Source organism: Streptomyces sp. MMBL 11-1 (assembly GCF_028622875.1).
Lineage (GTDB): Bacteria > Actinomycetota > Actinomycetes > Streptomycetales > Streptomycetaceae > Streptomyces.
In genome coordinates, this window is sequence record NZ_CP117709.1 from 2,346,422 (window position 1) to 2,370,093 (window position 23,672).

The following is a 23,672-nucleotide window of genomic DNA, read 5'->3' on the forward strand; positions in this document are numbered from 1 at the left end:
GCCGGGCCGGACATGGAAGGATGATCCGAAACGTCACCATCGAAGGAGATGACCGCGTGCCTGGCACGAATCTGACCCGCGAAGAGGCACAGGAGCGGGCGCGCCTGCTGACCGTGGACGCGTACGAGATCGATCTCGACCTCTCCGGAGCGCAGGAGGGCGGCACCTACCGGTCCGTGACCACCGTGCGCTTCGACTGCGCGGAGGCGGGGGCCCAGTCGTTCATCGACCTGGTCGCCCCGGCCGTCCACGATGTGGTGCTGAACGGCAAGGACCTGGACGTGGCCGCCGTGTTCCGCGACGCGCGGATCGCCCTGCCGCATCTGCGTGAGGGCGCCAACGAGCTGAAGGTCGTCGCCGACTGCGCGTACACCAACACCGGTGAGGGCCTGCACCGGTTCGTGGACCCGGTCGACGAACAGGCTTATCTGTACACACAGTTCGAGGTCCCGGACGCGCGCCGCGTCTTCGCCTCGTTCGAGCAGCCCGACCTGAAGGCGACCTTCGCGTTCACCGTGAAGGCCCCGTCCGGCTGGACGGTCATCTCGAACTCCCCGACGCCGGAGCCCGCGGGCGACGTCTGGACCTTCGAGCCGACGCCGCGCATCTCCACGTACATCACGGCGCTCATCGTGGGCCCGTACCACGCGGTGCACAGCAGCTACGAGAAGGACGGCCAGTCCGTCCCGCTCGGCATCTACTGCCGCCCCTCGCTCGCGGAGTACCTGGACGCGGACGACATCTTCGCCGTCACCCGGCAGGGCTTCGAGTGGTTCCAGGAGAAGTTCGACTACGCGTACCCGTTCGCCAAGTACGACCAGCTCTTCGTCCCGGAGTTCAACGCGGGCGCGATGGAGAACGCGGGCGCGGTCACCATCCGCGACCAGTACGTCTTCCGCTCCAAGGTGACGGACGCGGCGTACGAGGTGCGGGCCGAGACCATCCTGCACGAGCTGGCCCACATGTGGTTCGGCGACCTCGTGACGATGGAGTGGTGGAACGACCTCTGGCTGAACGAGTCGTTCGCCACCTACACCTCGATCGCCTGCCAGGCGGACGCCGCGGGATCGAAGTGGCCGCACTCCTGGACCACGTTCGCCAACTCCATGAAGACCTGGGCGTACCGGCAGGACCAGCTGCCCTCCACGCACCCGATCATGGCGGACATCCAGGACCTGGACGACGTCCTCGTCAACTTCGACGGGATCACGTACGCCAAGGGCGCCTCGGTGCTCAAGCAGCTCGTGGCGTACGTCGGCAAGGACGCGTTCTTCCAGGGCGTGCAGGCGTACTTCAAGGCGCACGCCTTCGGCAACACCCGCCTCTCCGACCTGCTGGGCGCCCTGGAGAAGACCTCCGGCCGCGACCTGAAGACCTGGTCGAAGGCGTGGCTGGAGACGGCGGGCATCAACATCCTGCGCCCGGAGATCGAGACCGACGCCGACGGTCACGTCACCTCGTTCACCGTGCTCCAGGAGGCGCCCGCGCTGCCCGCCGGTGCGAAGGGCGAGCCGACGCTGCGCCCGCACCGCATCGCCATCGGCTGTTACGACCTCGACGCGGACGGCAAGCTCGTGCGCACCGACCGGATCGAGCTGGACGTCGACGGCGAGCGCACCGACGTGCCCGCCCTGGTGGGCAAGGCCCGCCCGGCGGTCGTCCTGCTCAACGACGACGACCTCTCGTACGCGAAGGTGCGCCTCGACGCCGAGTCGCTGCGGGTCGTCACCGAGCACCTGGGCGACTTCACCGAGTCGCTGCCGCGCGCCTTGAGCTGGGCCTCGGCCTGGGACATGACGCGCGACGGCGAGCTGGCGACCCGCGACTACCTCGCGCTGGTGCTCTCCGGCATCGGCAAGGAGTCGGACATCGGCGTCGTGCAGTCGCTGCACCGCCAGGTGAAGCTGGCACTCGACCTGTACGCGGCGCCGGAGACCCGTGAGGGCGCGCTCAACCAGTGGACCGACGCGACGCTGGCGCACCTGCGCGCGGCGGAGCCGGGCAGCGACCACCAGCTCGCCTGGGCCCGTGCCTTCGCGGCGACGGCCCGCAACCCGCAGCAGCTGGACCTGCTCCAGTCGCTGCTGGACGGCACGGAGACCATCGAGGGCCTGGCCGTCGACACCGAGCTGCGGTGGGCGTTCGTGCAGCGGCTGGCGGCCACCGGGCTGCTGGACGAGGAGGAGATCGCCGCCGAGTACGAGCGCGACAGGACAGCGGCGGGCGAGCGCCACGCGGCCTCCGCGCGGGCGGCCATGCCGTCGGAGGAGGCCAAGGCCGAGGCGTGGGCCTCGGTCGTGGAGTCCGACAAGCTGCCCAACTCGCTCCAGGAAGCGGTCATCAGCGGCTTCGTCCAGACGGACCAGCGCGAGCTGCTGGCCCCGTACACGGAGAAGTTCTTCGCCGCGGTGAAGGACGTCTGGGACTCGCGCAGCCACGAGATGGCCCAGCAGATCGCGGTGGGCCTCTACCCGGCGCTCCAGGTCTCCCAGAAGACGCTGGACGCCACGGACGCCTGGCTGGCCTCGGCGGAGCCGAGCGCGGCCCTGCGCCGGCTGATGTCGGAGTCGCGGTCCGGTGTGGAGCGCGCGCTGAAGGCGCAGGCGGCGGACGCGGCGGCGGCCACGGCCTGACCTTTCGCACAGGACCACGAGGGGCGCCCTCTTCGCCGCGGCGGAGGGGGCGCCCCTTCGGTTCCGGCGGCCCGTCACTCCGGTCGCGGCGCCAGGGCGAGCGGCCGGTCCTCACGCGTTCGGGGGCCGTCCGCGCGCGGCGGGGGCTCCCGTGGCCTACGGTCCGAAGGGTCGTCGCAGGAAACTTCGGCCGCAGGCCACGGGAGGGTCCGGATGCCCGGCTTCGCCTCCGTACCGGTCGCGCTGGCGCTCTGCGCGGGACTGCTGGCGGGCCCCGCCGCCCCGGTGGCCGCCCGGCCGGACTGCCGGGCGGGCCCGGCGGGCTGCTACGGCCTTTACACGTACGGCTACAGCCTGGGGCTGCATCCGTTCACCGGCGCGGACGACGTCCGGAAGCAGCTGACCGACCACTTCTGGCTGTTCCCGGTGAGCGGCGGCTGCGCGGGGCGGATCCGGGCGGGGGCACGGTGCGAGCTGCTGGGCGGCAATCCTGTCGAGGTGGAGTACATCGGGGACGCCTTCTTCCAGATCAACACGCTGCCGGGGCACCAGCTGGGCCGGGACATGCACATCCGCTTCGCCTTCTCGCGGACCCTCGGCTTCCACTCCCTGACGGTCCGGGCCTGGCAGGACCGGCCCACCGACTGCACGGGCGAGGCCTTCTGCAACGGGGTGAACCGGGTGTTCGCGTGGGGGACCTGGCAGGTGCTGGCGAAGACGCTGCGCTTCACGGCGTACGCCGCCTGAGCCGCCCGGACCGGTTGGAAACCGCCCGGCGGGCGGGCGCGGGAGCGCAGCCGTCCGCCGGGCGGGAGCTCAAGGGGTGCCGCGGGGTTACGCGCTCACGCGCCGGACTCCTCGTAACGGCGGGTGAGCTCGGCCGCGCCCGACTCCGTGAGCGTGCCGTGCAGCCGCATCCGGGCCACCCCGCCGTCGGGGAAGGCGTCGAGGCGGACGTGGGTGACGACGGCCTGGGCGCGCAGCACGAAGCGGTGGAGGGTGTCGGGCTGGAGGCGGGTGCGCGGGAGGATCTCGAACCATTCGCCGGTGTCGCCGTTGCGGCCCTGGAGGGCGATCCAGCCGGCGGAGTTGCCCTTGAGGTAGGCGGTGTCGATCTCTATCGCGCGGACCGCGCCCTGGGCGGGGAGGCGGAAGCGGACCCAGTCGTTGGTGCCGCGGACCCGGCGGCGGCGGTTCTCCCAGCCGTCGTCCATCTTGCGGGAGGTGCCCGGCAGGATGATCTGGGTGGGCGAGGAGTAGAAGCGGTCGGAGGCGTCCTCGTACGTACCGCCGTTGAGAACCGAGATCAGGTCGACGGTGCCGAGCGCGGCGAGCCAGGCCGGGTCCGGGACGACCTCGCCGTGCACGCGGAGGCGGGCGATGCCGCCGTCGGGGTGCTGGCAGAGGCGCAGGTGGGTGTAGCGGCGGCCGCCGGTGATCTCGAAGGCGTTGGCGGCGTGGCCGCGCACGGGGGTGGGCGGGAGGATCTCCTCCCACTTCACGTCGTCGGCGAGCAGCTGCTCGGGGCTCGGGGCGCCTTCGACGGAGGTGGCCTGCACCGATACGCGCTGCGGGTAGTTGCCGCGGAAGTGGGCGGTGTCGACGATCAGGCCGCGGACGATTCCGGCGGCGCCGAGGCGGACGATGGCCCAGTCGTGGTCCTCGGGGGCGGGGAAGGGGGTCCCGGCGTCCGCTCCCCTGCGGCGGCGGGTCTCCCAGCCGTCCATGATCTTGCCCTTGTGCCCGAAGTGCTCGGGGTCGAAGACGGCGCGCTCGCGGATCAGGAGGTTCTCGCGCTCGGCGAAGAACTCGTCGTTGGCGGCGATCACGCCCGCGCCCAGGCGGCGGTCGGCGAGGTCGACCAGCTCGGTGAAGGGGAGGTCCCCGGCTTCGCGGTAGTCGGCGTAGGGGTCGCCGCCGCCGTAGGGCGCGGCGTCGTTGGCGTGGGGGTCGGTGTCGGGGTCCTGGAATGTGGTCTCGCTCGCGTCGAAGGTCATGGCTCCTACCTTCGCGCCACCGGACCCGTCAGGTCCATCGAAAGTTTTCGCAGATATCTTTCAGCTCAGCTGAATGATCTGGCCACGTCGGTGAGTGCCGCGAGGACCCGGGCCACCGCCGGTCCGCTCGAAGCGCCGTGCCGGACCGCCGCCACCACGTGGCGGCGCGGCCGGTCCGCCTCCAGCACCCGCATCACCACGCCCTCGCGACGCTCCCGGGCGGCCATCCGGGGGACCAGCGCGACGCCCATGCCCGCCTCGACCAGGGCGAGGATCGCGGTCCACCCGGCGGCGCTGTGGGCCTGCTCGGGGACGAAGCCCGCCGCCTCGCAGGCGGCGGTGGTGATCTCGGACCAGGGTCCGGAGCCGCCGAAGATCCAGCGGTCGGCGGCCAGGTCGGCGAGGCGCAGGGCGGGGGCGCCGGCCAGCGGGTGGTCGGCGGGGAGCGCCACGTCCAGCGGGTCGGCGAGCAGCGGGAAGAGGCTGAAGCGGGGGTCCCGGGCGGTGGGGGCGTGGGCGGCCAGCGACAGGGCCAGGTCCACCTCGCCCGCGGTGAGCAGCTCGTAGGCCTGGGCGGCCTCGGCCTCCCGTACGCGTACGTCGGGCCCCGGGCGGTCCCCGGCGCGCAGCAGCCGGACGGCGGGGACGACGAGGGCGGGCACGGCGGTGGAGAACGCGGCGACCCTGACCTCACCCGCCTCGCCCTGCAGATAGCCGGTCAGTTCGGCCTCCGCCCGCTCCAACTGGGCGAAGACGGCCTCCGCGTGGCGCAGGACGAGGTGGGCGGCGTCGGTGAGGCGGACCCGGCGGCCCTGGGCCTCCAGGAGGTCCACGCCGAGCTGCTTGGCCAGGTTGGTGAGCTGCTGGGAGACCGCCGAGGGGGTCATCAGGAGCGCTTCGGCGGCTGCCGTCACCGTGCCCCGGTCGCGCAGGGTGCGCAGGATGCGGAGCTTCTTGACGTCCCACTCGGTCATGGGCGCAACCTACCGGCCCGGCGCGGGCCGTGCTCCTGCCCCGGGCCGTACGCCCGTCGATGTCCGGGGCCGGACGCGCAGATGCGCCGCGCGGTGGTTCCCACCGGCGGCGCACCCTTCGCGCATGGCGTACGTGTGCGGGTCAGACCTGCTTCTTGGACTTGTCCAGGACCATGACCAGGCCCGTGATCACCACGAACAGGGCGATGGGCGCGACGACGTAGAGACCGATGGTCTCGATCGCGCTCAGGCGCGGAGCGGGGTCGTCACCGTCGTCGGGCGTGAGCGCGAGCGCCGGGCTCGACATGAGCAGCATCATCAGCGTCGTCCCGGCCGCAACGACGCCGGCGCGCATAGCGTTCATCTTTTCCACGGTGCCAACGTAGCGAACGCCTGGGGGCGGCGCTCGCCCGGGGGTGCCGTACGGGGCCTTCAGGTCCGCAGGACGTCCATCAGCGCGTGCAGCCGGGGTGAGACGGTGATCTCCTCCAGGGTGACCGGACGGCCCTCGGCGTCGGCGACCGGGAGGCGCCAGTTGGGGTACTGGTCCCAGGTGCCGGGGAGGTTCTGCGGGCGGCGGTCGCCCACGGTGTCGGGGAGCCAGACGCCGGTCATCCGGGCGGGGGTGCGCCGCAGGAAGCGGTGGACGGCGCGGACGGCGGCCTCCTCGTCGCCGTCGCCCTCGGGGAGCATCCGCAGCCGGGCCAGGAGGGCGAGCCACTCGGCGGTGTCGGTGGCGTCCTCGGTCAGCTCCTCCTCCAGGGAGCGGGTGAGCAGGCCGAGGCGGTGGCGCAGCGTCACATGGTCGCCGGTCAGCCGGGCGGCGGTGGACGGCAGGTCGTGGGTGGTGGCGGTGGCCAGGCAGCCCCGGCGCCATTTCTCCGGGGCGAGCGGGCGTCCGTCGCCGTCCCAGTCGCGCTCGAACCAGAGCACCGAGGTGCCGAGCACGCCGCGCCGGGCGAGCGCCTCGCGGACGCCGGGCTCGACGGTGCCGAGGTCCTCGCCGACGACGACGGCCCCGGCCCGGTGGGCCTCCAGCACGAGGACGGCGAGCATCGCCTCGGCGTCGTACGCGACGTACGTGCCGTCGGTGGGAGGGCGCCCCTCGGGCACCCACCAGAGCCGGAACAGGCCCATCACATGGTCGATGCGCAGGGCCCCGGCGTGGGCCAGCAGCCCGCGCAGCAGGCCCCGGTAGGCGGCGTGACCGGTGGCGGCGAGGACGTCGGGGCGCCAGGGCGGCAGGCCCCAGTCCTGGCCGCGCGCGTTGAAGGCGTCGGGGGGCGCGCCGACGGACATGCCGTGGGCGAAGGCCTCTTGCCGGGCCCAGGTGTCGGCGCCGGCCGGGTGTACGCCGACGGCGAGGTCGTGGACGATCCCGACGCCCATCCCGGCGTCCTCGGCGGCCCGCTGGGCTTCGGCGAGCTGGGTGGCGGTCAGCCAGGCGAGGCGGCAGTGGAAGTCGACCCGGTCCAGCAGCTCGGTGCGGGCGCGGGCGGTCCCCGGGGAGCGGGGGTCGCGCAGGGCCTCGGGCCAGGCGTGCCAGTCGGGGCCGTGCACCTCGGCGAGCGCGCACCACAGGGCGTGGTCCTCCAGCGCCTGCCCCTGCTCGGCCAGGAAGTCGCAGTAGGCGGCGCGGCGGCCGGGGGTGAGCGGCACCGCGACGACCAGCTCCAGGGCCTGCCGCTTCAGCTCCCAGACGGCGTCCCGGTCGATCAGCGCGCCCTTGTTCAGCACGGCCTCGCTGAGGGCCGCGGCGTCCTGCCGGAGGTCGTCCAGGGCGGCCCGGTCGCGGACGAGGCCGTATTCGGGGATCGACTCGACGCGCAGGTGCACCGGGTCGGGGAAGCGGCGCGAGGAGGGGCGGTACGGGGACGGGTCGGTGGGGCGTCCGGGGACGGCCGCGTGCAACGGGTTGACCTGGACGAACCCGGAGCCGACGGTCCGCCCGGACCAGGCGGCGAGGTCCGCCAGGTCGCCGAGGTCGCCCATGCCCCAGGATCGGGCGGAGAGCAGGGAGTAGAGCTGGACCAGGAAGCCGTGGGACCGCTCGGGCGGCTGCGGGACGCGGGCCGGGGCGACGACGAGGGTGGCCGTGGCACGGAGGTGGTCCGGCGTACGGACGTGGAGGCGGTGGACGCCGGGGGGCGGCGGAGTCCACCAGGTGGGGACGGCGGCCGGAGCGTTGGGCTTCCCGTCGGCGCGCTGCGGGTGCGGCGCGGACGCGGTGGCGGCACTCCCCCGGGGCGGCACGGGCGCGGCGGCTCCCGGGGGCGTCCCCGCCGTCACCGGTGTCGCGGAGGCGCCCGGAGGCGTCGTGGACGCGGCGGGAGCCGCCGCGCGGGTCCGCATGCTCAGCGGCGCGGACGGGCGGCCCGAGGGGTCTCCCGGGGCCTCGGCCGGTTCCGGCTCGACCGTGACGGTCGAGCCGGGCGGCAGCCCGGACAGGGCGGGCGGCAGGGGCTCGCCGGCCCAGACCACCACGGTCGGCGGCAGCAGGCGTGAGCGGGACTCCGCGGCGACGAGGCACTTCCGTACGTCCGCCGGAGTGCCGGCGTCGACGCCCAGCGCGGCGAGCACGGCGATGACCGTGTCGTCGGGGACGGACACCGTGACATCCGGCGACGGGGAGTAGGAGGTGGCGACACCGTGCAGTGCGGCGAGCCGGGACAAGCCCATTCAGACTCCTGGGAACTCCATGCCCCCTGCGGTGCCGGGGGCGGTCGGCTCGCTGGTCAGAGGGGCGACGGCGGCGAGCGGCGGCTCGCTCGTGAGGGGGGTGGCATCGGCGAGCGGCGGCTCGCTGGTCAGCGGCGCGGAATCGGCGAACGAGGATTCACCGAGCAGGAGGGAGACATCGGCGAGCGGCGGCCCGCTGATCAGGTGGGCGACCTCGGCGAGGGGAAGTTCGCTGGTCAGGGGTGCGGATGCGGACTGCGTGGGTACCTGTTTGGAGAGGGCGGAGAGCAGAAGCTGCGCGGCAGCGGGCATGGTGGCCTCCTGGCCATGGAGAACAGGACACAGCAGACCTACCCAAGCCTCGCCGTGGCAGACGTGGACGTGATGCAGGCGTTATGACAACGAGCCCAACGTGCTCTGGGTCACATCTCGTTCCCCCGGACGGCAGGAATAGGCCGTTTTCAGCCACTCCCGGCCGCCACACGAGCCCCACAGGGCTCGAAGGCATCGCTATTCCCGGCAAATGCGGCGGAACGGCCATGCGCATTGACACCCTCGCGCCCGGGTGGTGGGCTCGGACCCCGTCGGGGCCACCGCCCGCGGTCCGAGGCGTTCGGCACGGCGGTCCATCGCCGGCGGTTGGTCGTTACGAAGGAGAGCGCGACGTGCGGATCGGGCGCAGAAGGCAGGCGACGGCCGTGGCGGCCGCCGTGATCGGCGGACTCCTCGGGTCCGTCTCCGTCGCTCCGGCCGCGACAGCCGCTCCCGCCGATCCGGGCAGGCCCGTCGCCGGAGCCGCCGACCGCGCCGACAGCGCGCGGACCCCGTCCGTGTGGCCCCGCCCGCAGAGCATGAAGGCCACCGGGCCCGCCGTGGAGCTGGGCACCGAGGCCACCCTCGTCGCCGCGCCGGACGCCGACCCGTACGCCGTCGGGCAGACGCGCTCACTGCTGCGCGGGGCGGGCGTCCGGACCCTGCACGAGAGCCTGCCGGGCGGCGGGCCCGTGGTCCGGATCGGCGGCAGCGGAGCCGGCGAGGCACTGCGGGCGCTGCGCGCTCCCGACCGGGCCGATCTGCCCTCGGGCGGTTACCGGATCGCGGTCGGCCAGGTCTCCGGACGCGCCACCGTCGCGGTGGACGGGCTCGGCGCGGACGGCCTCTTCCACGCCGTCCAGACCCTGCGCCAGCTGATCGTCGACGGCTCGGTGGCCGGCGTGACGGTACGGGACTGGCCGGGAACCGCCGTACGCGGCATGGCCGAGGGGTTCTACGGAGAGCCGTGGACCCGCGAGGAGCGGCTCGCCCAGATCTCCTTCATGGGCCGCACCAAGCAGAACCGCTACCTCTACGCGGCGGGCGACGACCCCTACCGGCTGGCGCGCTGGCGCGAGCCGTACCCGGCCGACAGGCGGGACGACTTCCGGGCGCTGGCCGAGCGGGCGCGCGCCGAGCACGTCACGCTCGGCTGGGCGGTCTCTCCCGGTCAGGCGATGTGCATGGCCTCGGACCAGGACCTCCGGGCGCTGACGAAGAAGACCGACGCCATGTGGGCGCTGGGCATCCGGGTCTTCCAGCTCCAGTTCCAGGACGTCAGCTACAGCGAGTGGCACTGCGACCTGGACGGGGAGACCTTCGGCAGCGGCCCGAAGGCGGCGGCCCACGCCCAGGCCCGGGTCGCGAACGCCCTCGCCCGGCATCTGGAGGAACGGCACCCGGACGCCGCCCCGCTGTCGGTGCTGCCGACGGAGTTCTACCAGGACGGGGCCACCGACTACCGCACCGCGCTGGCGGCCGAGCTGGACGACCGGGTGCAGGTGGCCTGGACCGGTGTCGGGGTGGTGCCGAAGAAGATCACCGGCGGTGAACTGGCCGGGGCCCGCACCGCGTTCCGCCATCCGCTGGTGACGATGGACAACTACCCGGTCAACGACTACGCCCAGGACCGCATCTTCCTCGGCCCGTACACCGGCCGGGACCCGGCGGTGGCGAGCGGGTCGGCGGCGCTGCTGGCCAACGCGATGGAGCAGGCGTCCGCCTCGCGGATCCCGCTGTTCACCGCCGCCGACTTCGCCTGGAACCCGAGGGGGTACCGCCCGGACGAGTCGTGGCGGGCGGCCATCGAGGATCTGGCGGGCGGGGACGCGGGCGCCCGGGAGGCGCTGCTGGCGCTGGCCGGGAACAGCGCGGGCTCGGTGCTCGGCGCCCAGGAGTCGGCCTACCTCAAGCCCCTGTTCGACGCGTTCTGGAGCTCCCGCGCCGACGCCTCCCGCCGCGACCGGGCGGCGGCGGAGCTGCGGGCCGCCTTCTCCGTGATGCGCGGGGCCCCCGAGCGGCTGAAGACCCCCGCGGAGGGCCGGCTGACCGACGAGGTGCGCCCCTGGACGGAGCAGCTGGCCCGCTACGGCCGGGCCGGTGAGCTGGCGGTGGACCTGCTCCAGGCCCAGGCCGCCGGCGACGGTGCCGCCGCCTGGCGCGTCCAACTGGCCCTGGAGCCGCTGCGCGAGGAGATCGGGGCGAGCCGGGCCACGGTCGGCGAGGGCGTGCTGGACCCGTTCCTGGACAAGGTGGCGAAGGTGTCCGCCGGGTGGAACGGCACCGACCGCGCGTCGGGCCGGGTCGCGAAGGACGCGCACAGCTATACGGTCCGGCTGGCCGGGCCGCGCCCGGTGGAGGCCGTCACGGCGCTCGCCGAGCCCGGGGCCGCGCTCACCGACGCGGTCGTGGAGGCCCACGTGCCGGGTGAGGGGTGGCGGGCCCTCGGGAAGCTCTCGCCGAGCGGGTGGACCCAGACCGCCGCGAAGGGGCTGCGCGCGGACGCCGTACGGGTCACCGTGCCGGAGGCCGCCCGGACCTCCCCGCCCTCCTACCTGAGTCCCACCCTGCCCCCCGCCCCCGCCGTCGTGGCGGGGTCCCCGCAGGTGCGCGCCCTGGTGCCGTGGTTCGGCGACGAGCCCGCCGCCACGCTCGACCTGAAGCACGGCGAGACGGACGCGGAGATCGGCGGCGAGCCCCAGCGGGTCGCGGCGCGGCTGGCCGGGCGGCGCCCGGTCGAGGTGAAGGGCAAGCTCACCGCGAAGGCCCCCGAGGGCATCGAGGTGCGGGTCCCGAAGCAGACGACCGTGCCGCGCGGGTCACGTACGGAGGTGCCCGTGGACATCACCGTCCCGGCGGACACCCCGGCGGGCGAGTACGAGGTTCCGCTGACCTTCGGCGGCCAGGAGTCCACGCTGACCGTGCGGGCCTTCCCGCGTACGGCGGGCCCGGATCTGGCGCGTACGGCGAAGGCCTCGTCGTCCGGGGACGAGACCCCGGACTTCCCCGCGTCGGCCGCCTCCGACGGCGATCCGGAGACCCGGTGGTCCTCGCCGGTGGAGGACGGGGCCTGGTGGGGGGCCGAGCTGCCGGCGCCGGTGCGCCTGGGACAGGTGGTGCTGAACTGGCAGGACGCGTACGCCTCCCGCTACCGCGTCCAGGTCTCCGCCGACGGCCGCGTCTGGCGCACCGCCGCGACCGTGACGGAGGGCCGGGGCGGGCGCGAGTCGGTCCGGATGGACGCGAAGGACACCCGGTTCATCCGGATCCAGGGCGAGCGCCGGGCGACGGAGTACGGCTACTCGCTCTGGTCGGTGGAGGCGTACGCGGTCGCCGACGACTGACGCGGAGGACGGCGAAGGCCCGGTCTCAGGCGGACACGCCGTCGATCCGGGCCATCACGTCGTCCGCGCCGAACGGTTGCAGATACGGCAGCCAGCGCGGGTCGCGGTGTCCGGTCCCGATGATCCGCCAGGCCAGGCCGGTCGGCGGGGCGGGCTGGTGGCGCAGCCGCCAGCCCAGCTCGGGCAGATGGCGGTCGGCCTTGACGTGGTTGCAGCGGCGGCAGGCCGCCACCACGTTGTCCCAGGCGTGCTGTCCGCCGCGACTGCGCGGGATGACGTGGTCGACGCTGGTCGCGGCGGCCCCGCAGTACATGCAGCGCCCGCCGTCCCGGGCGAACAGCGCCCGCCGCGTCAGCGGGACGGGCCCCCGGTAGGGGACCCGGACGAAGCGCTTGAGCCGGACCACACTGGGTGCGGGCACGGCACGGGTGGCACTGTGCAGAAAGGAGCCGGACTCTTCAAGGCAGATGGCCTTGTTCTCCAGGACGAGGACGAGCGCGCGGCGGAGCGGTACGACGCCGAGCGGCTCGTACGACGCGTTGAGAACCAGGACGTGCGGCACGGTGGATGCCTCCTTGTACGCCGGCGGCGCGTGGCTCGCGCCGGGACGATCCGATCTCAGTCTCTCCTCATGCCTGGTCGAAGCGCCACCACGTACGGGTAACGGGCCGGGAGGATTTTTCTCACCCGGGCTCCACGAGCCGTCCGGCGGCGCCGAACGGGTGTTTCACCTGGGCGGCCGTCCGCGCTGTGCGATCGGCCACAGCGGAGGGGTTCCCGGTGAGACCTGTCTCTCCTCCCGCGACGGCAACGATCCACTCCCCCGGCTTCGTTAGTGTTGTCGACCAGCCGTCGCCCTCCTGGAGGTCCCTGTCGTGTCCCTGTCCGTCCTTTTGGCCGCGGCCCCGTCTCCCGAGCCGGGGGGCTCGCTGGGCGAAGCCGCCGAGCAGGCCGGGAACGCCGCGGGGTGGGTCGAGGAGAACTGGTCCACCTGGCTGAGCACCGGGTTGCGCATCCTGCTGATCGTGGCGGTCGCGGTCACGCTGCGTTATCTGATCCGGCGCGCCCTGACCAATCTGATCGAGCGGATGAACCGCAGTGCCCAGGCGGTGGAGGGCACGGCACTGGGCGGGCTGCTGGTGAACGCCGAGCGCAGACGCCAGCGCTCGGAGGCGATCGGCTCGGTGCTGCGGTCGGTGGCCTCGTTCGTGATCATGGGGACGGCCGCCCTGATGGTGCTGGGCGCCTTCAAGATCAACCTGGCGCCGCTCCTCGCCTCCGCCGGTGTCGCGGGTGTGGCCCTGGGGTTCGGCGCCCGCAACCTGGTCACGGACTTCCTCTCCGGCGTCTTCATGATCCTGGAGGACCAGTACGGGGTCGGGGACAGCATCGACGCGGGGGTGGCCTCCGGCGAGGTCATCGAGGTGGGACTGCGCGTCACCAAGCTGCGCGGCGAGAACGGCGCGATCTGGTACGTCCGCAACGGTGAGGTGAAGCGGATAGGCAACCTCAGCCAGGGCTGGTCCACCGCCGGGATCGACGTCACGGTGCGTCCGACGGAGAACCTGGAGCACGTCCGGGAGGCGATCGCCACCGCCGCCGCCACGATGACGAAGGAAGAGCCCTGGTCGGAGCGGCTGTGGGGCCCGGTCGAGGTGCTCGGCCTGGACGAGGTGCTGCTGGACTCCATGACGATCCGGGTGACCGCGAAGACGATGCCGGGCAAGGCGCTCGGCGTGGAGCGTGAGCTGCGCTGGCGGATCAAGGAGGCGCTGGACGCGGCGGGCATCCGGATGGTCGGCACGATCCCGCTCCAGACGGAGGGCGAGGGCCCCGACCCGACGGCCGGGATGGCCGCCCCTTCCGCCTACGCCTCGGCCGTCTCCCCGCAGTCGCTGGCGGCGACGCCGATACCGCCGGCGAACCTGAGCAAGTAGCCCTTCCGCAGCGCCCCCGGCCGCCCCTGGACCCCAGGACGGCGGCCGGGGGCGTCGCCCTGTCGGATAACACTTTGATTGCCGGACTGGGGTCACCCATTGACGCCCCGGTGACCTGCCCTCTACCGTCCTCTCAACCAAATAGGAAACTTTCCTAACAGAGTCTCCGGATCCGCTCCGGAGGTCCTGAGGACAGAGGGCGGTGCATCCACGATGGCGGGACCCACTCCCGGCGCACCCGGCACCCCGGGCACACCACGGGTGCTGCGGGCCATGAACGACCGGGCCGCCCTCGATCTGCTGCTGGAGCACGGGCCGCTCTCCCGGACCCGGATCGGGAAGCTGACCGGCCTCTCCAAGCCCACCGCGTCCCAGCTGCTGGCCCGGCTGGAGGCGGCCGGTCTGGTCGTCGCCACCGGGACCAGCGAGGGGCGCCCCGGGCCCAACGCGCAGCTCTACACGGTGAACGCGCGGGCCGCCCATGTGGCCGGGCTCGACGTGAACGGCCGGCGCATCGTCGCCGCCGTCGCGGACGTGACCGGCCGGACCGTCGGGGAGTTCGAGCTGGCGACCCCGGGCCGGCGCGCCGACAGCGTGGTGCGCCAGGTCGCCGACGCGCTGGACGGGGCGGTGAAGGAGGCCGGGCTCACCCGCGCCGATGTCCACCGGGTCGTCATCGGCACGCCGGGCGCCTTCGACCCGGGCACCGGACGGCTGCGGTACGCCTCGCACCTGCCCGGCTGGCACTCCCCCACCCTGCTGGACGAGCTGGCCGCGTTCCTGCCGATGCCGGTGGAGTACGAGAACGACGTCAACCTGGTCGCCGTCGCCGAGCAGCGCCTCGGCGCGGCCCGCGGCCACGAGGACTTCGTCCTGCTGTGGAACGAGGAGGGCCTCGGCGCCGCCCTCGTCATCAACGGCCGGCTGCACCGCGGCTTCACCGGCGGCGCGGGCGAGGTCGGCTTCCTGCCGGTGCCGGGCACCCCGCTCGTGCGCCAGGTCGTCAAGGCCAACAGCGGCGGCTTCCAGGAGCTGGCGGGCGCCCAGGCGGTCCCCCGGCTCGCGAAGGCCCTGGGCATCGACACCCCGCAGCAGCCGTACGCGAAGGTCGCGGCCGACCTGCTGGCGCGGGCGGCCGACGCGTACGAGCGGGACGAGGCGCTCACCGAGCTGCTGTGCCAGTACGCCCAGCGGCTCGCCACCGGCCTCGCCTCCGTCACCGCCGTGCTGGACCCCGGGCTGATCGTGCTCTCCGGCCGAGCGGTCGCGGCGGGCGGCGAGATCCTGCGCTCCCTGATCCAGTCCGAGCTGGCCGAGCTCGCCGCCTCCCGGCCCCGGCTGGTGGTCGGCGAGATCGACCGCACCCCCGTACTGCGGGGCGCCCTGGAGAGGGCGCTCGCCGACACCCGAGACGAAGTGTTCGACACCTCGCGCTGAACCACGCCCGTCCCCCGCCCCCCGTCGTCCGCCTCTGCCCCGTCCCTGGGAGTTCTGTCATGCGCACAAGCCGTCTCACCACCACCGCTGTCGCCGTGGCCGCGATATCGGTGCTCGCCACCGCGTGTACGGGCCAGTCCGAGTCCGGCGCCTCCGACGACCCGAACGCGAAGACCACGATCAACTTCTGGCACGGCTGGAGCGCGCCCGCCGAGGTGAAGGCGGTCCAGGACAACATCGACCGGTTCGAGAAGGCCCACCCGAACATCACGGTGAAGGTCTCGGGCAACATCAACGACGACAAGCTCAACCAGGCACTGCGCGCGGGCGGTTCGAACGGGCCCGACGTGGTCTCCTCCTTCACCACCGCCAACGTCGGCAAGTTCTGCTCGTCCGGCGCGTTCGCGGACCTGAAGCCGTTCATCGAGAAGTCGAAGCTCGACCTGGAGAAGACCTTCCCGAAGGTGCTCCTCGACTACACCCAGTTCGAGGGCAAGCGCTGCGCCCTGCCGCTGCTCACCGACGCCTATGGCCTCTACTACAACAAGGACGCCTTCGAGAAGGCCGGCATCACCGCGCCGCCGAAGACCATGTCGGAGCTGGCGAGCGTCGCGAAGAAGCTGACGGTCGAGAAGGGCGACAGCTACGAGCAGCTCGGCTTCATGCCGACCTTCCACGGTTACGAGACCGTCGCCGACCACTACATGTCCTCGTGGGAGCACTCGTACTTCGACGAGAACGGCAAGTCCAACATCGCCAAGGACCCGGCGTTCGCGGAGATGTTCACGTACCAGAAGAAGCTCGTCGAGGACCTCGGCGGCTACGACAAGCTGGAGAAGTACCGGGGCACCTTCGGTGACGAGTGGGGCGCCAAGCACCCGTTCCACACCGGGCAGGTGGCCATGCAGCTGGACGGTGAGTGGCGGCTCGGCATGGCCGAGGACACCAAGCCCGGCTTCGAGATCGGCGTCGCGCCGATGCCCGTCGCCGACGACGAGGCCGACAGCTACGGCAAGGGCTTCCTCTCCGGCACCATCGTGGGCATCGCCCCGGCCAGCAAGAAGCAGAACGCCGCCTGGGAGCTGGTCAAGTTCATGACCAGCGACACGAAGGCGGTCGTCGCCTTCGCCAACGGCATCCGCAACGTGCCCTCCACCTTCGAGGCGCTGAAGTCCCCCGACCTGAAGTTCGACCCGCGCTTCAAGACCTTCCTGGACATCGCCCAGCACCCGAAGTCCAACACCCCCGACGGGGCCGTCAACGGCTCGACGTACCAGCAGACGATCCAGGACTTCGGCTACCAGTACGAGAAGGGCGCGGTGAAGGACCTCAAGGCCGGTCTGGAGAAGACGGCGCGGCAGATCGACACCGACATCGCCAAGGCCAAGTAGCCCTCATGACGACGCACACACTCCGCTCGAAGCGCCGCAGGTCGGCGCTGCGCACAGCGGCTTTCATGTCGCCGTGGCTGATCGGGTTCTCGGTCTTCTTCGTCTACCCGATGATCTCGACCGTCTACTTCTCCTTCACCCGGTACGACGGTTTCGGGGCGCCGGCCTTCAACGGGCTGACCAACTGGACCTACGTCTTCAGCGACTACCCGATGTTCTGGCCGTCGCTGCGCAACACCCTGTGGCTGGTCCTCGTCGTGGTCACCTGCCGGGTCGTCTTCGGCCTCGGCATCGGCATGCTGATCACGAAGATCAAGACGGGCACCGGGCTCTTCCGGACCCTGTTCTACCTGCCCTATCTGGCGCCGCCGGTCGCCGCCACGCTCGCCTTCGTCTTCCTGCTCAACCCCGGCACCGGGCCCGTCAACGCGATCCTCGGGGACCTGGGGCTGCCGACGCCGGGCTGGTTCAACGACGCCTCCTGGTCCAAGCCGGCGCTCACCATGCTCGCGGTGTGGGGCATCGGGGACCTGATGGTCATCTTCATGGCCTCGCTGCTGGACGTGCCGACCGAGCAGTACGAGGCGGCCGAGCTGGACGGCGCGTCCGCCTGGCAGAAGTTCCGCTTCGTGACCCTGCCGAACATCTCGCCGATCGTGCTGTTCGCCGTGGTGACGGGCGTCATCCAGGCGATGCAGTACTACACGCAGCCACTCGTCGCCGGGAAGGTCGCCTCCGGGGTCATCGGCGGCTCCGGCCAGTCCTTCGAACCCGGCTATCCCGACAAGTCGACACTGACGCTCCCGCAGCTCGTCTACAACCTGGGCTTCCAGCGCTTCGACTACGGCGCCGCCTGTGTCGTCGCGCTCGTCCTGTTCGCCCTGGCCATGGCCTTCACCGCGCTGCTGATGCGGGGCCGCAACAACCTGATCCAGGCCGGTGACTGAGCCATGACCCACCTCCTCGACACCGTCGACAAGACCGCCGCCGCCCCGGAGAACTCCCCGCGGACGCCCGCCGCGCGCACCGCCCGCCGCAAGGCGCTGCTGCACTGGATCGCCGTGCACTCGCTCGGGATCGCCGCCGCGCTCTTCTTCGTGCTGCCGTTCGTCTTCGTGGCGCTCACCTCGCTGATGAGCGACCAGCAGGCGCTGACCCGCGACCTCACCCCGAACTCCTGGGAGTGGGGCAACTACGAACGGGTCTTCAACACCCCGGGCTTTCTGACCTGGTGGCGCAACACCCTGCTGTACGCGGGCGTCGGCACCGTCCTCACCGTCGTCTCGTCCGTCCCGGTGGCGTACGCGCTGGCGAAGTTCCGCTTCCGGGGCCGCAAGCTGTCGCTGATGCTCGTCATCTCGATGATGATGCTGCCGCCGCAGGTCGTCATCATCCCGATGTACCTGTTCTGGGCGAAGCAGATGGACCTGTCCGGCACCCTGTGGCCGCTGATCATCCCGATGGCCTTCGGCGACGCGTTCTCCATCTTCCTGCTGCGGCAGTTCCTGCTGACCATCCCGAACGAGTACCTGGACGCCGCCAAGGTCGACGGCTGCGGTGAGTTCCGCACGCTGATGAAGGTCGTCCTGCCGATGGCCAGGCCCGGCATCGCGGCCATCGCCCTCTTCCAGTTCTTCGCCGCCTGGAACGACTACTTCGGACCGCAGATCTACGCCTCCGAGAACCCGGCCGCCTGGACGCTCAGTTACGGCCTCGAATCCTTCAAGGGTGCACACCACACCGACTGGAACCTGACCATGGCCGCGACCGTTCTGGTCATGGCCCCCGTGATCGCCGTCTTCTTCTTTGCCCAGAAGGCATTCGTCGAGGGCGTCACACTGACCGGAGTAAAGGGCTGACATGAAGCTCGCAGTAGTGGGTGGCGGGTCCACCTACACCCCCGAACTGATCGACGGATTCGCCCGGCTGCGGGACACGCTGCCGATCGAGGAGCTGGTGCTCGTCGATCCGGCGGCCGACCGCCTGGAGCTGGTGGGAGGTCTCGCCCGGCGGATCTTCGCCAAGCAGGACCACGCCGGGAGGATCACGACCACCACCGACATCGACGCGGGCGTCGCCGACGCCGACGCGGTCCTGCTCCAGCTGCGCGTCGGCGGACAGGCCGCGCGCAACCAGGACGAGACCTGGCCGCTGGAGTGCGGCTGCGTCGGCCAGGAGACCACCGGCGCCGGCGGCCTCGCCAAGGCGCTGCGCACCGTGCCGGTCGTCCTGGACATCGCCGAGCGGGTCCGCCGCGCCAACCCGGACGCCTGGATCATCGACTTCACCAACCCGGTCGGCATCGTCACCCGCGCCCTGCTCCAGGCCGGGCACAAGGCCGTCGGCCTGTGCAACGTGGCGATCGGCTTCCAGCGGAAGTTCGCCCGGCTGCTGGACGTGAACCCCTCCGAGGTGCACCTGGACCACGTCGGGCTCAACCACCTGACCTGGGAGCTGGGCGTGCGCCTGGGCGGTCCGGACGGCGAGAACGTCCTGCCGAAGCTGCTCGCCGAGCACGGCGACGCCATCGCCGACGACCTCCACATGGACCGGCAGGTCGTCGACCGGCTCGGCGTCGTCCCCTCCTACTACCTGCGTTACTTCTACTCCCACGACGAGGTGGTCCGGGAGCTCGGCACCAAGCCGTCCCGGGCCGCCGAGGTCGCGGCGATGGAGAAGGAACTGCTCGCGATGTACGGCGACCCGACGCTGGACGAGAAGCCGGAGCTGCTCGCCAAGCGCGGCGGCGCGTTCTACTCGGAGGCGGCCGTGGACCTGGCGGCCTCCCTGCTGGGCAGCGGCGGCTCCCCGGTCCAGGTGGTCAACACGTACAACAACGGGACGCTGCCGTTCCTCCCGGACGACGCGGTGATCGAGGTGCAGGCCCGGGTCGGGCACGACGGCGCGACACCGCTGGCCGTGCCGGCGCTGGACCCGCTGTACGCCGGTCTCATCGCCAACGTGACGGCGTACGAGGACCTCGCCCTGGAGGCCGCGCTGCGGGGCGGCCGGGACCGGGTCTTCAAGGCGCTCCTCGCCCACCCGCTGATCGGCCAGTACGCGTACGCCGAGGGGCTCACCGACCGGCTGATCGCGCACAACCGGGAGCACCTTCCGTGGGCGTGAACGTGTCGGTCGTCGCCATCGACGCGGGCAACAGCAAGACCGACGTGGCGCTGATCGGCGAGGACGGCACGGTCCTGTCCACGGCGCGCGGCGGTGGTTTCCAGCCGCCCGTGGTCGGGGTGGAGGCCGCGGTCGACGTGCTGGCCGCCGTGCTGGAGCGGGCGACCGCGGAGCTGCCGGACGGCGGCCTCCCGCCCGGCTCGTCCGCCCATGTCTCCGCGTGCCTGGCCAACGCCGATCTGCCGGTGGAGGAGGCCGAGCTGGCCGGGGCCCTGGAGGCCCGGGGGTGGGGCGGCTCGGTGGAGGTGCGCAACGACACCTTCGCGATCCTGCGCGCCGGGGTGGACGAGCCCCGGGGCGTCGCGGTGGTGTGCGGGGCCGGGATCAACTGCGTGGGCATGACCCCGGACGGGCGGACCGCCCGCTTCCCCGCGATCGGGCGGCTGTCCGGTGACTGGGGCGGCGGTTCCGGGCTCGCGGAGGAGGCGCTGTGGTTCGCCGCGCGCGCCGAGGACGGTCGCGGCGAACCCTCCGAGCTGGCCCGGGTGCTGCCCGGCCACTTCGGGCTCGACTCGATGTACGCGCTCATCGAGGCGCTGCACCGGGGCGCGATCCCGTCGGCGCGGCGGCACGAGCTGACGCCGGTGCTGTTCGCGTCGGCCGCGGGCGGGGACCCGGTGGCCCTCGCGCTGGTGGAGCGGCTGGCCGAGGAGGTGGTGGCGATGGCCACCGTCGCGCTGAGGCGGCTCGGTCTGCTGGAGGAGGAGGTTCCGGTGCTGCTGGGCGGCAGTGTGCTGGCCGCACGCCATCCGCAGCTCGACGACCGGATCGCCGGACTCCTCGCGGCACGCGCCCCGAAGGCCGAGGTGCGCGTCGTGTCCGAGCCGCCGGTGCTGGGTGCGGCGCTGCTGGGCCTGGACCGTACGGGCGCGACGCCGGAGGTCCGCCGCAGACTGCGCGCGCAGTACGTCTGAGGACCGGAGCACGTCGTACGTCACGGGACGTCCCCTCACGCGGTTCGCGTGGGGGGACGTTCCTCGTACGGGTGAACGCCGGTCATGCGGGGGGCCGGAGGGAACCGATCGGACTCCTGGAACGTGTACCTGATGGGGAGTCCGTTCGCTTATGGGGATGTTTCAGGGCACGTTGCGCCACTTGCCTTGATCGGCCGCGTCCGCCCTGATCGAATGCGGGGGCCGAGGTGGGGACCGAGGTGGGGGCCGACGCGGCGGCTGATGCGGGAAACAGGCGTTCCTGGTGTGGACGCCCGTCCCCGCGGCCATACTTCTGGCCGGGCGCGCGTCCCCGGGCCGGGGACGGGGCCCGCCGTCAGTGACCGAGGGGGAGGTCGAGTGACACACCCGCCGAGCGGCGGCACGCAGACGCTGCGCCCGCCGGACCCGGTGTCCGCGCACGCCGGCGTGGACGCACCGGACCGCACCACGTGGGCCGCGCGGGCGGAGCGCCTGCGCGCCGTCGCGACGACCGAGCCCGGCCGGCTCCAGATCATCGGTGCCGTCCTGGCCCTGCTGGTCGTGGCGTTCGGCGCGGTGACCACCCTGGAGATCTCGTCGCGGTCCTCTTCCGCCGACGACGTGGTCGGCCGCAGTCAGCCGCTCAGCGCCGACGCGGCGGACATCTACCGCTTCCTGGCGGACGCGGACACGACGGCGGCCAGTGGGTTCCTCGCGGGCGCGCAGGAGCCCGAGGCCGTGCACGAGCGGTACCGGAAGGACATCGAGGAGGCGGCCCGGCTGCTGGTGAAGGCGTCGGGGAACACCGGCTCCGACAGCGCGTCCAGCCGTGAGACCGCCACCCTCAACAAGCTGCTCCCGGTCTACACGGGGCTGATCGAGCGCGCCCGCGCCAACAACCGCCAGGGCCTGCCGCTGGGCGGCGCCTATCTCCGGTACGCGAACCAGAAGATGACCGGCGAGATGCTGCCGGCCGCCGAGCGGCTGTACGCGGCGGAGACCGGCCGCCTGGAGACGGACTCCGCGGACGCCCGGCAGTGGCCCCTCCTGTCGCTCGGCGCAGGGATCCTGGTGCTCGGCGCGCTGGTGTGGATGCAGCGGCGCACCTACCGCCGGACGAACCGGGTACTGAACCACGGGCTGCTGGTGGCGACGGCCGCCGTCTCGGTGGTGATGCTCTGGCTGGCCGTGGGGCACACGGTGGCCCGTGCGGAGCTGCGGTCGGCGATGGTGCACGGCCAGGCGTCACTGGACGTGCTCAACGACGCGCGGATCAACTCTCTGAAGGCGCGCGCCAACGAGAACCTCACCCTGGTGGCGCGCGGCGCGGTGCTGACCCCCGACGGCTCCGCCGACCAGTACGAGGCGGACTACGGCACGGGGATGAAGACGTTGAAAGCCCGGTTGGATACGGCCGACCGGCTCGCGGACGACGAGCGCGGGAGCACGCCGGTCCTCGACGCGACCAAGGGCGTGGCCGAGTGGCAGGCCCGCCACCGCGAGGCCCGTGCCACGGACGACCACGGCGACTACGACGGCGCCCTGAAGCAGATCATCGGGACCGAGGAGTCCACCGGGAAGTCGTTCGAGCGGGTGGACGCCGCGCTGGAGAAGGCGCTCGCCCATGAGCAGGGCGAGTTCACCTCGGCGGCGAAGGACGGGCGGGGCGCCCTGCGGGGCCTGCCGGTCGGCGCTGCGGCGCTGGCGGTCCTGGGGGCCGCCGCCGTGATCGTCGGGGTCAACCGCAGGCTCGCGGAGTACCGGTGAGAGGGGCAGCGATGAGCAGGTCGAAGGAGCGGCCGGCACGCGGCGGCCTGCGCGGCTGGGGCGGCGTGGCGGGGATGGCGGCGGCGTGCGCGGTCACCGCGGCGGTCACCCTGCTGCCGCTTGCCCACCACGGCGACGGGGCGGCCGGAGCGCCCCTCTCGGACGGCGGGGCGGTGACGGCCGACCTGGCGCGGGCCGAGGAGTGCACCGAGCCGGAGGCGAGCCTGCCCGCGTCGAGCGCCGACGGGCCCAGCATCGAGAAGATCAAGGAGCGCGGCAAGCTCATCGCGGGCGTCGACCAGAACAGCTTCCGCTGGGGCTACCGCAATCCGGCGGCCCGGGAGCTGGAAGGATTCGACATCGATCTGGTGCGGGCCATCGCCAGGGACGTTCTGGGCGACCCGGACGCGGTGATCTTCCGCGCGATCCCCACGAACCAGCGCATCGCCGCCCTGCAGAACGACCGGGTCGACGTCGTCGTGCGGACGATGACGATCAACTGCAAGCGGCTGGAGCAGGTCTCCTTCTCGACCGCCTACTTCCAGGCCGGACAGCAGGTGCTCGCCCCGAAGGGGTCGACGATCACCGGCTACGACGCGTCGCTGAAGGGCAAGCGGGTCTGCTCGGCCGAGGGCTCCACGGCGTACGAGGCGCTGGAGAGGAAGTCCTTCGGGGCGCTCTACCGGGACGACTTCGACGGCACCGAGCGCGACCGGGACCTGCTGACCGTGCCCAACCAGCTGGACTGTCTGGTGCGGCTCCAGCTCGGCGAGGTCGACGCGATCGTCACGGACAACGCCCTGGCCGCCGGTCAGGCGGCGCAGGACCCTGCGGTGGAGCTCAAGGGGAAGGCCCCGTTCACCACGGAGTTCTACGGCGTCGCGACGAAGAAGGGCGCCGACGACCTGGTGGCCCGGGTGAACAAGGTCCTCGTCGACTACCGGGCGGGCGGCGGGAACAGCCCCTGGATGAAGTCGTACCGCAAGTGGCTGGCGGCCGGACTGCCCGGCATAGCGGGCCCGCCCGCCCCCAAGTACCGCGGCGACTGACCCGGAGCGCCCCCACGCGCACGGACGGGGGGCGGGGCGAGCGGACCGGAGC

General features: G+C 72.6%; 18 protein-coding genes. 12 read left to right on the plus strand and 6 right to left on the minus strand.

What is annotated here, in order from left to right; all coding sequences use genetic code 11:
- Positions 1–56 precede the first annotated feature (56 nt).
- Together pepN and PSQ21_RS10100 are read left to right on the plus strand one after the other, a co-directional pair.
- Complete coding sequence (pepN, locus tag PSQ21_RS10095; protein WP_274030102.1) at positions 57–2,633, plus strand: aminopeptidase N; 2,577 nt, start codon at positions 57–59, stop codon at positions 2,631–2,633.
- Between the two features lie 213 nt (positions 2,634–2,846).
- On the plus strand, positions 2,847–3,380 hold the full coding sequence (locus PSQ21_RS10100) for a hypothetical protein (protein ID WP_274030103.1): 534 nt from the start codon (positions 2,847–2,849) through the stop codon (positions 3,378–3,380).
- A 95-nt stretch (positions 3,381–3,475) separates the two neighbouring features.
- On the opposite strand, the gene alc is transcribed toward PSQ21_RS10100, so the two are convergent.
- The 5 genes from alc to PSQ21_RS10125 form a co-directional block, all read right to left on the minus strand.
- Positions 3,476–4,630 carry an allantoicase gene (gene alc / locus PSQ21_RS10105; RefSeq protein ID WP_274030104.1) on the minus strand — a complete coding sequence of 385 codons (1,155 nt, stop codon included), beginning with the start codon at positions 4,628–4,630 and terminating at the stop codon, positions 3,476–3,478.
- Between the two features lie 65 nt (positions 4,631–4,695).
- Positions 4,696–5,604: a LysR family transcriptional regulator gene (locus PSQ21_RS10110; RefSeq protein WP_274030105.1), complete on the minus strand. Its 909-nt coding sequence runs from the start codon at positions 5,602–5,604 to the stop codon at positions 4,696–4,698.
- 142 nt (positions 5,605–5,746) lie between these two features.
- Entirely contained in the window at positions 5,747–5,959 is a 213-nt protein-coding gene (locus tag PSQ21_RS10115; RefSeq protein WP_032793216.1) for a hypothetical protein, read from the minus strand.
- 77 nt (positions 5,960–6,036) lie between these two features.
- A complete protein-coding gene (gene malQ / locus PSQ21_RS10120; protein ID WP_274030106.1) occupies positions 6,037–8,283 on the minus strand; it encodes a 4-alpha-glucanotransferase in 2,247 nt (748 codons plus the stop codon).
- On the minus strand, positions 8,284–8,595 hold the full coding sequence (locus PSQ21_RS10125; protein ID WP_274030107.1) for a hypothetical protein: 312 nt from the start codon (positions 8,593–8,595) through the stop codon (positions 8,284–8,286).
- A 353-nt stretch (positions 8,596–8,948) separates the two neighbouring features.
- On the opposite strand from PSQ21_RS10125, the gene PSQ21_RS10130 reads away from it, so the two are divergent.
- On the plus strand, positions 8,949–11,939 hold the full coding sequence (locus PSQ21_RS10130; protein WP_274030108.1) for a beta-N-acetylglucosaminidase domain-containing protein: 2,991 nt from the start codon (positions 8,949–8,951) through the stop codon (positions 11,937–11,939).
- Between the two features lie 25 nt (positions 11,940–11,964).
- Here PSQ21_RS10130 and PSQ21_RS10135 read toward each other — a convergent pair whose 3' ends face one another.
- Entirely contained in the window at positions 11,965–12,501 is a 537-nt protein-coding gene (locus PSQ21_RS10135) for an HNH endonuclease (RefSeq protein WP_003969129.1), read from the minus strand.
- Positions 12,502–12,814: 313 nt separating this feature from the next.
- Between PSQ21_RS10135 and PSQ21_RS10140 the strand changes: the two genes are divergently transcribed.
- The 9 genes from PSQ21_RS10140 (at position 12,815) to PSQ21_RS10180 (ending at position 23,620) form a co-directional block, all read left to right on the plus strand.
- A complete protein-coding gene (locus PSQ21_RS10140; protein ID WP_274030109.1) occupies positions 12,815–13,876 on the plus strand; it encodes a mechanosensitive ion channel family protein in 1,062 nt (353 codons plus the stop codon).
- Between the two features lie 213 nt (positions 13,877–14,089).
- Positions 14,090–15,313 carry an ROK family transcriptional regulator gene (locus PSQ21_RS10145; protein ID WP_274030110.1) on the plus strand — a complete coding sequence of 408 codons (1,224 nt, stop codon included), beginning with the start codon at positions 14,090–14,092 and terminating at the stop codon, positions 15,311–15,313.
- Positions 15,314–15,372: 59 nt separating this feature from the next.
- The gene (locus PSQ21_RS10150) at positions 15,373–16,704 is read left to right on the plus strand and encodes an ABC transporter substrate-binding protein (protein ID WP_274030111.1); all 1,332 of its coding nucleotides are present in this window, start codon (positions 15,373–15,375) and stop codon (positions 16,702–16,704) included.
- Positions 16,705–16,709: 5 nt separating this feature from the next.
- A complete protein-coding gene (locus PSQ21_RS10155) occupies positions 16,710–17,651 on the plus strand; it encodes a carbohydrate ABC transporter permease (RefSeq protein WP_274030112.1) in 942 nt (313 codons plus the stop codon).
- A gap of 3 nt (positions 17,652–17,654) precedes the next feature.
- A complete protein-coding gene (locus PSQ21_RS10160) occupies positions 17,655–18,563 on the plus strand; it encodes a carbohydrate ABC transporter permease (protein WP_274030113.1) in 909 nt (302 codons plus the stop codon).
- A gap of 1 nt (position 18,564) precedes the next feature.
- Positions 18,565–19,830, plus strand: a complete 1,266-nt coding sequence (locus tag PSQ21_RS10165; protein WP_274030114.1) for a 6-phospho-beta-glucosidase — start codon at positions 18,565–18,567, stop codon at positions 19,828–19,830.
- A complete protein-coding gene (locus PSQ21_RS10170) occupies positions 19,821–20,804 on the plus strand; it encodes an N-acetylglucosamine kinase (RefSeq protein ID WP_274030115.1) in 984 nt (327 codons plus the stop codon). Before PSQ21_RS10165 ends, PSQ21_RS10170 begins: the two co-directional genes overlap by 10 nt.
- Before the next feature lie 378 nt (positions 20,805–21,182).
- Complete coding sequence (locus PSQ21_RS10175) at positions 21,183–22,571, plus strand: hypothetical protein (protein ID WP_274030116.1); 1,389 nt, start codon at positions 21,183–21,185, stop codon at positions 22,569–22,571.
- Positions 22,572–22,582: 11 nt separating this feature from the next.
- Positions 22,583–23,620, plus strand: coding sequence for a glutamate ABC transporter substrate-binding protein (locus PSQ21_RS10180; RefSeq protein WP_274030117.1), 1,038 nt, complete (start codon positions 22,583–22,585; stop codon positions 23,618–23,620).
- Positions 23,621–23,672 lie beyond the last annotated feature (52 nt).

Bases quoted from the DNA above. Each gene is read 5' to 3' on its own strand.
- PSQ21_RS10100 (WP_274030103.1), top strand. From the start codon at position 2,847: ATGCCCGGCTTCGCCTCCGTACCGGTCGCGCTGGCGCTCTGCGCGGGA.
- alc (WP_274030104.1), bottom strand. From the start codon at position 4,630: ATGACCTTCGACGCGAGCGAGACCACATTCCAGGACCCCGACACCGAC.
- PSQ21_RS10110 (WP_274030105.1), bottom strand. From the start codon at position 5,604: ATGACCGAGTGGGACGTCAAGAAGCTCCGCATCCTGCGCACCCTGCGC.
- PSQ21_RS10115 (WP_032793216.1), bottom strand. From the start codon at position 5,959: ATGCGCGCCGGCGTCGTTGCGGCCGGGACGACGCTGATGATGCTGCTC.
- malQ (WP_274030106.1), bottom strand. From the start codon at position 8,283: ATGGGCTTGTCCCGGCTCGCCGCACTGCACGGTGTCGCCACCTCCTAC.
- PSQ21_RS10125 (WP_274030107.1), bottom strand. From the start codon at position 8,595: ATGCCCGCTGCCGCGCAGCTTCTGCTCTCCGCCCTCTCCAAACAGGTA.
- PSQ21_RS10145 (WP_274030110.1), top strand. From the start codon at position 14,090: ATGGCGGGACCCACTCCCGGCGCACCCGGCACCCCGGGCACACCACGG.
- PSQ21_RS10150 (WP_274030111.1), top strand. From the start codon at position 15,373: ATGCGCACAAGCCGTCTCACCACCACCGCTGTCGCCGTGGCCGCGATA.
- PSQ21_RS10155 (WP_274030112.1), top strand. From the start codon at position 16,710: ATGACGACGCACACACTCCGCTCGAAGCGCCGCAGGTCGGCGCTGCGC.
- PSQ21_RS10160 (WP_274030113.1), top strand. From the start codon at position 17,655: ATGACCCACCTCCTCGACACCGTCGACAAGACCGCCGCCGCCCCGGAG.
- PSQ21_RS10165 (WP_274030114.1), top strand. From the start codon at position 18,565: ATGAAGCTCGCAGTAGTGGGTGGCGGGTCCACCTACACCCCCGAACTG.
- PSQ21_RS10180 (WP_274030117.1), top strand. From the start codon at position 22,583: ATGAGCAGGTCGAAGGAGCGGCCGGCACGCGGCGGCCTGCGCGGCTGG.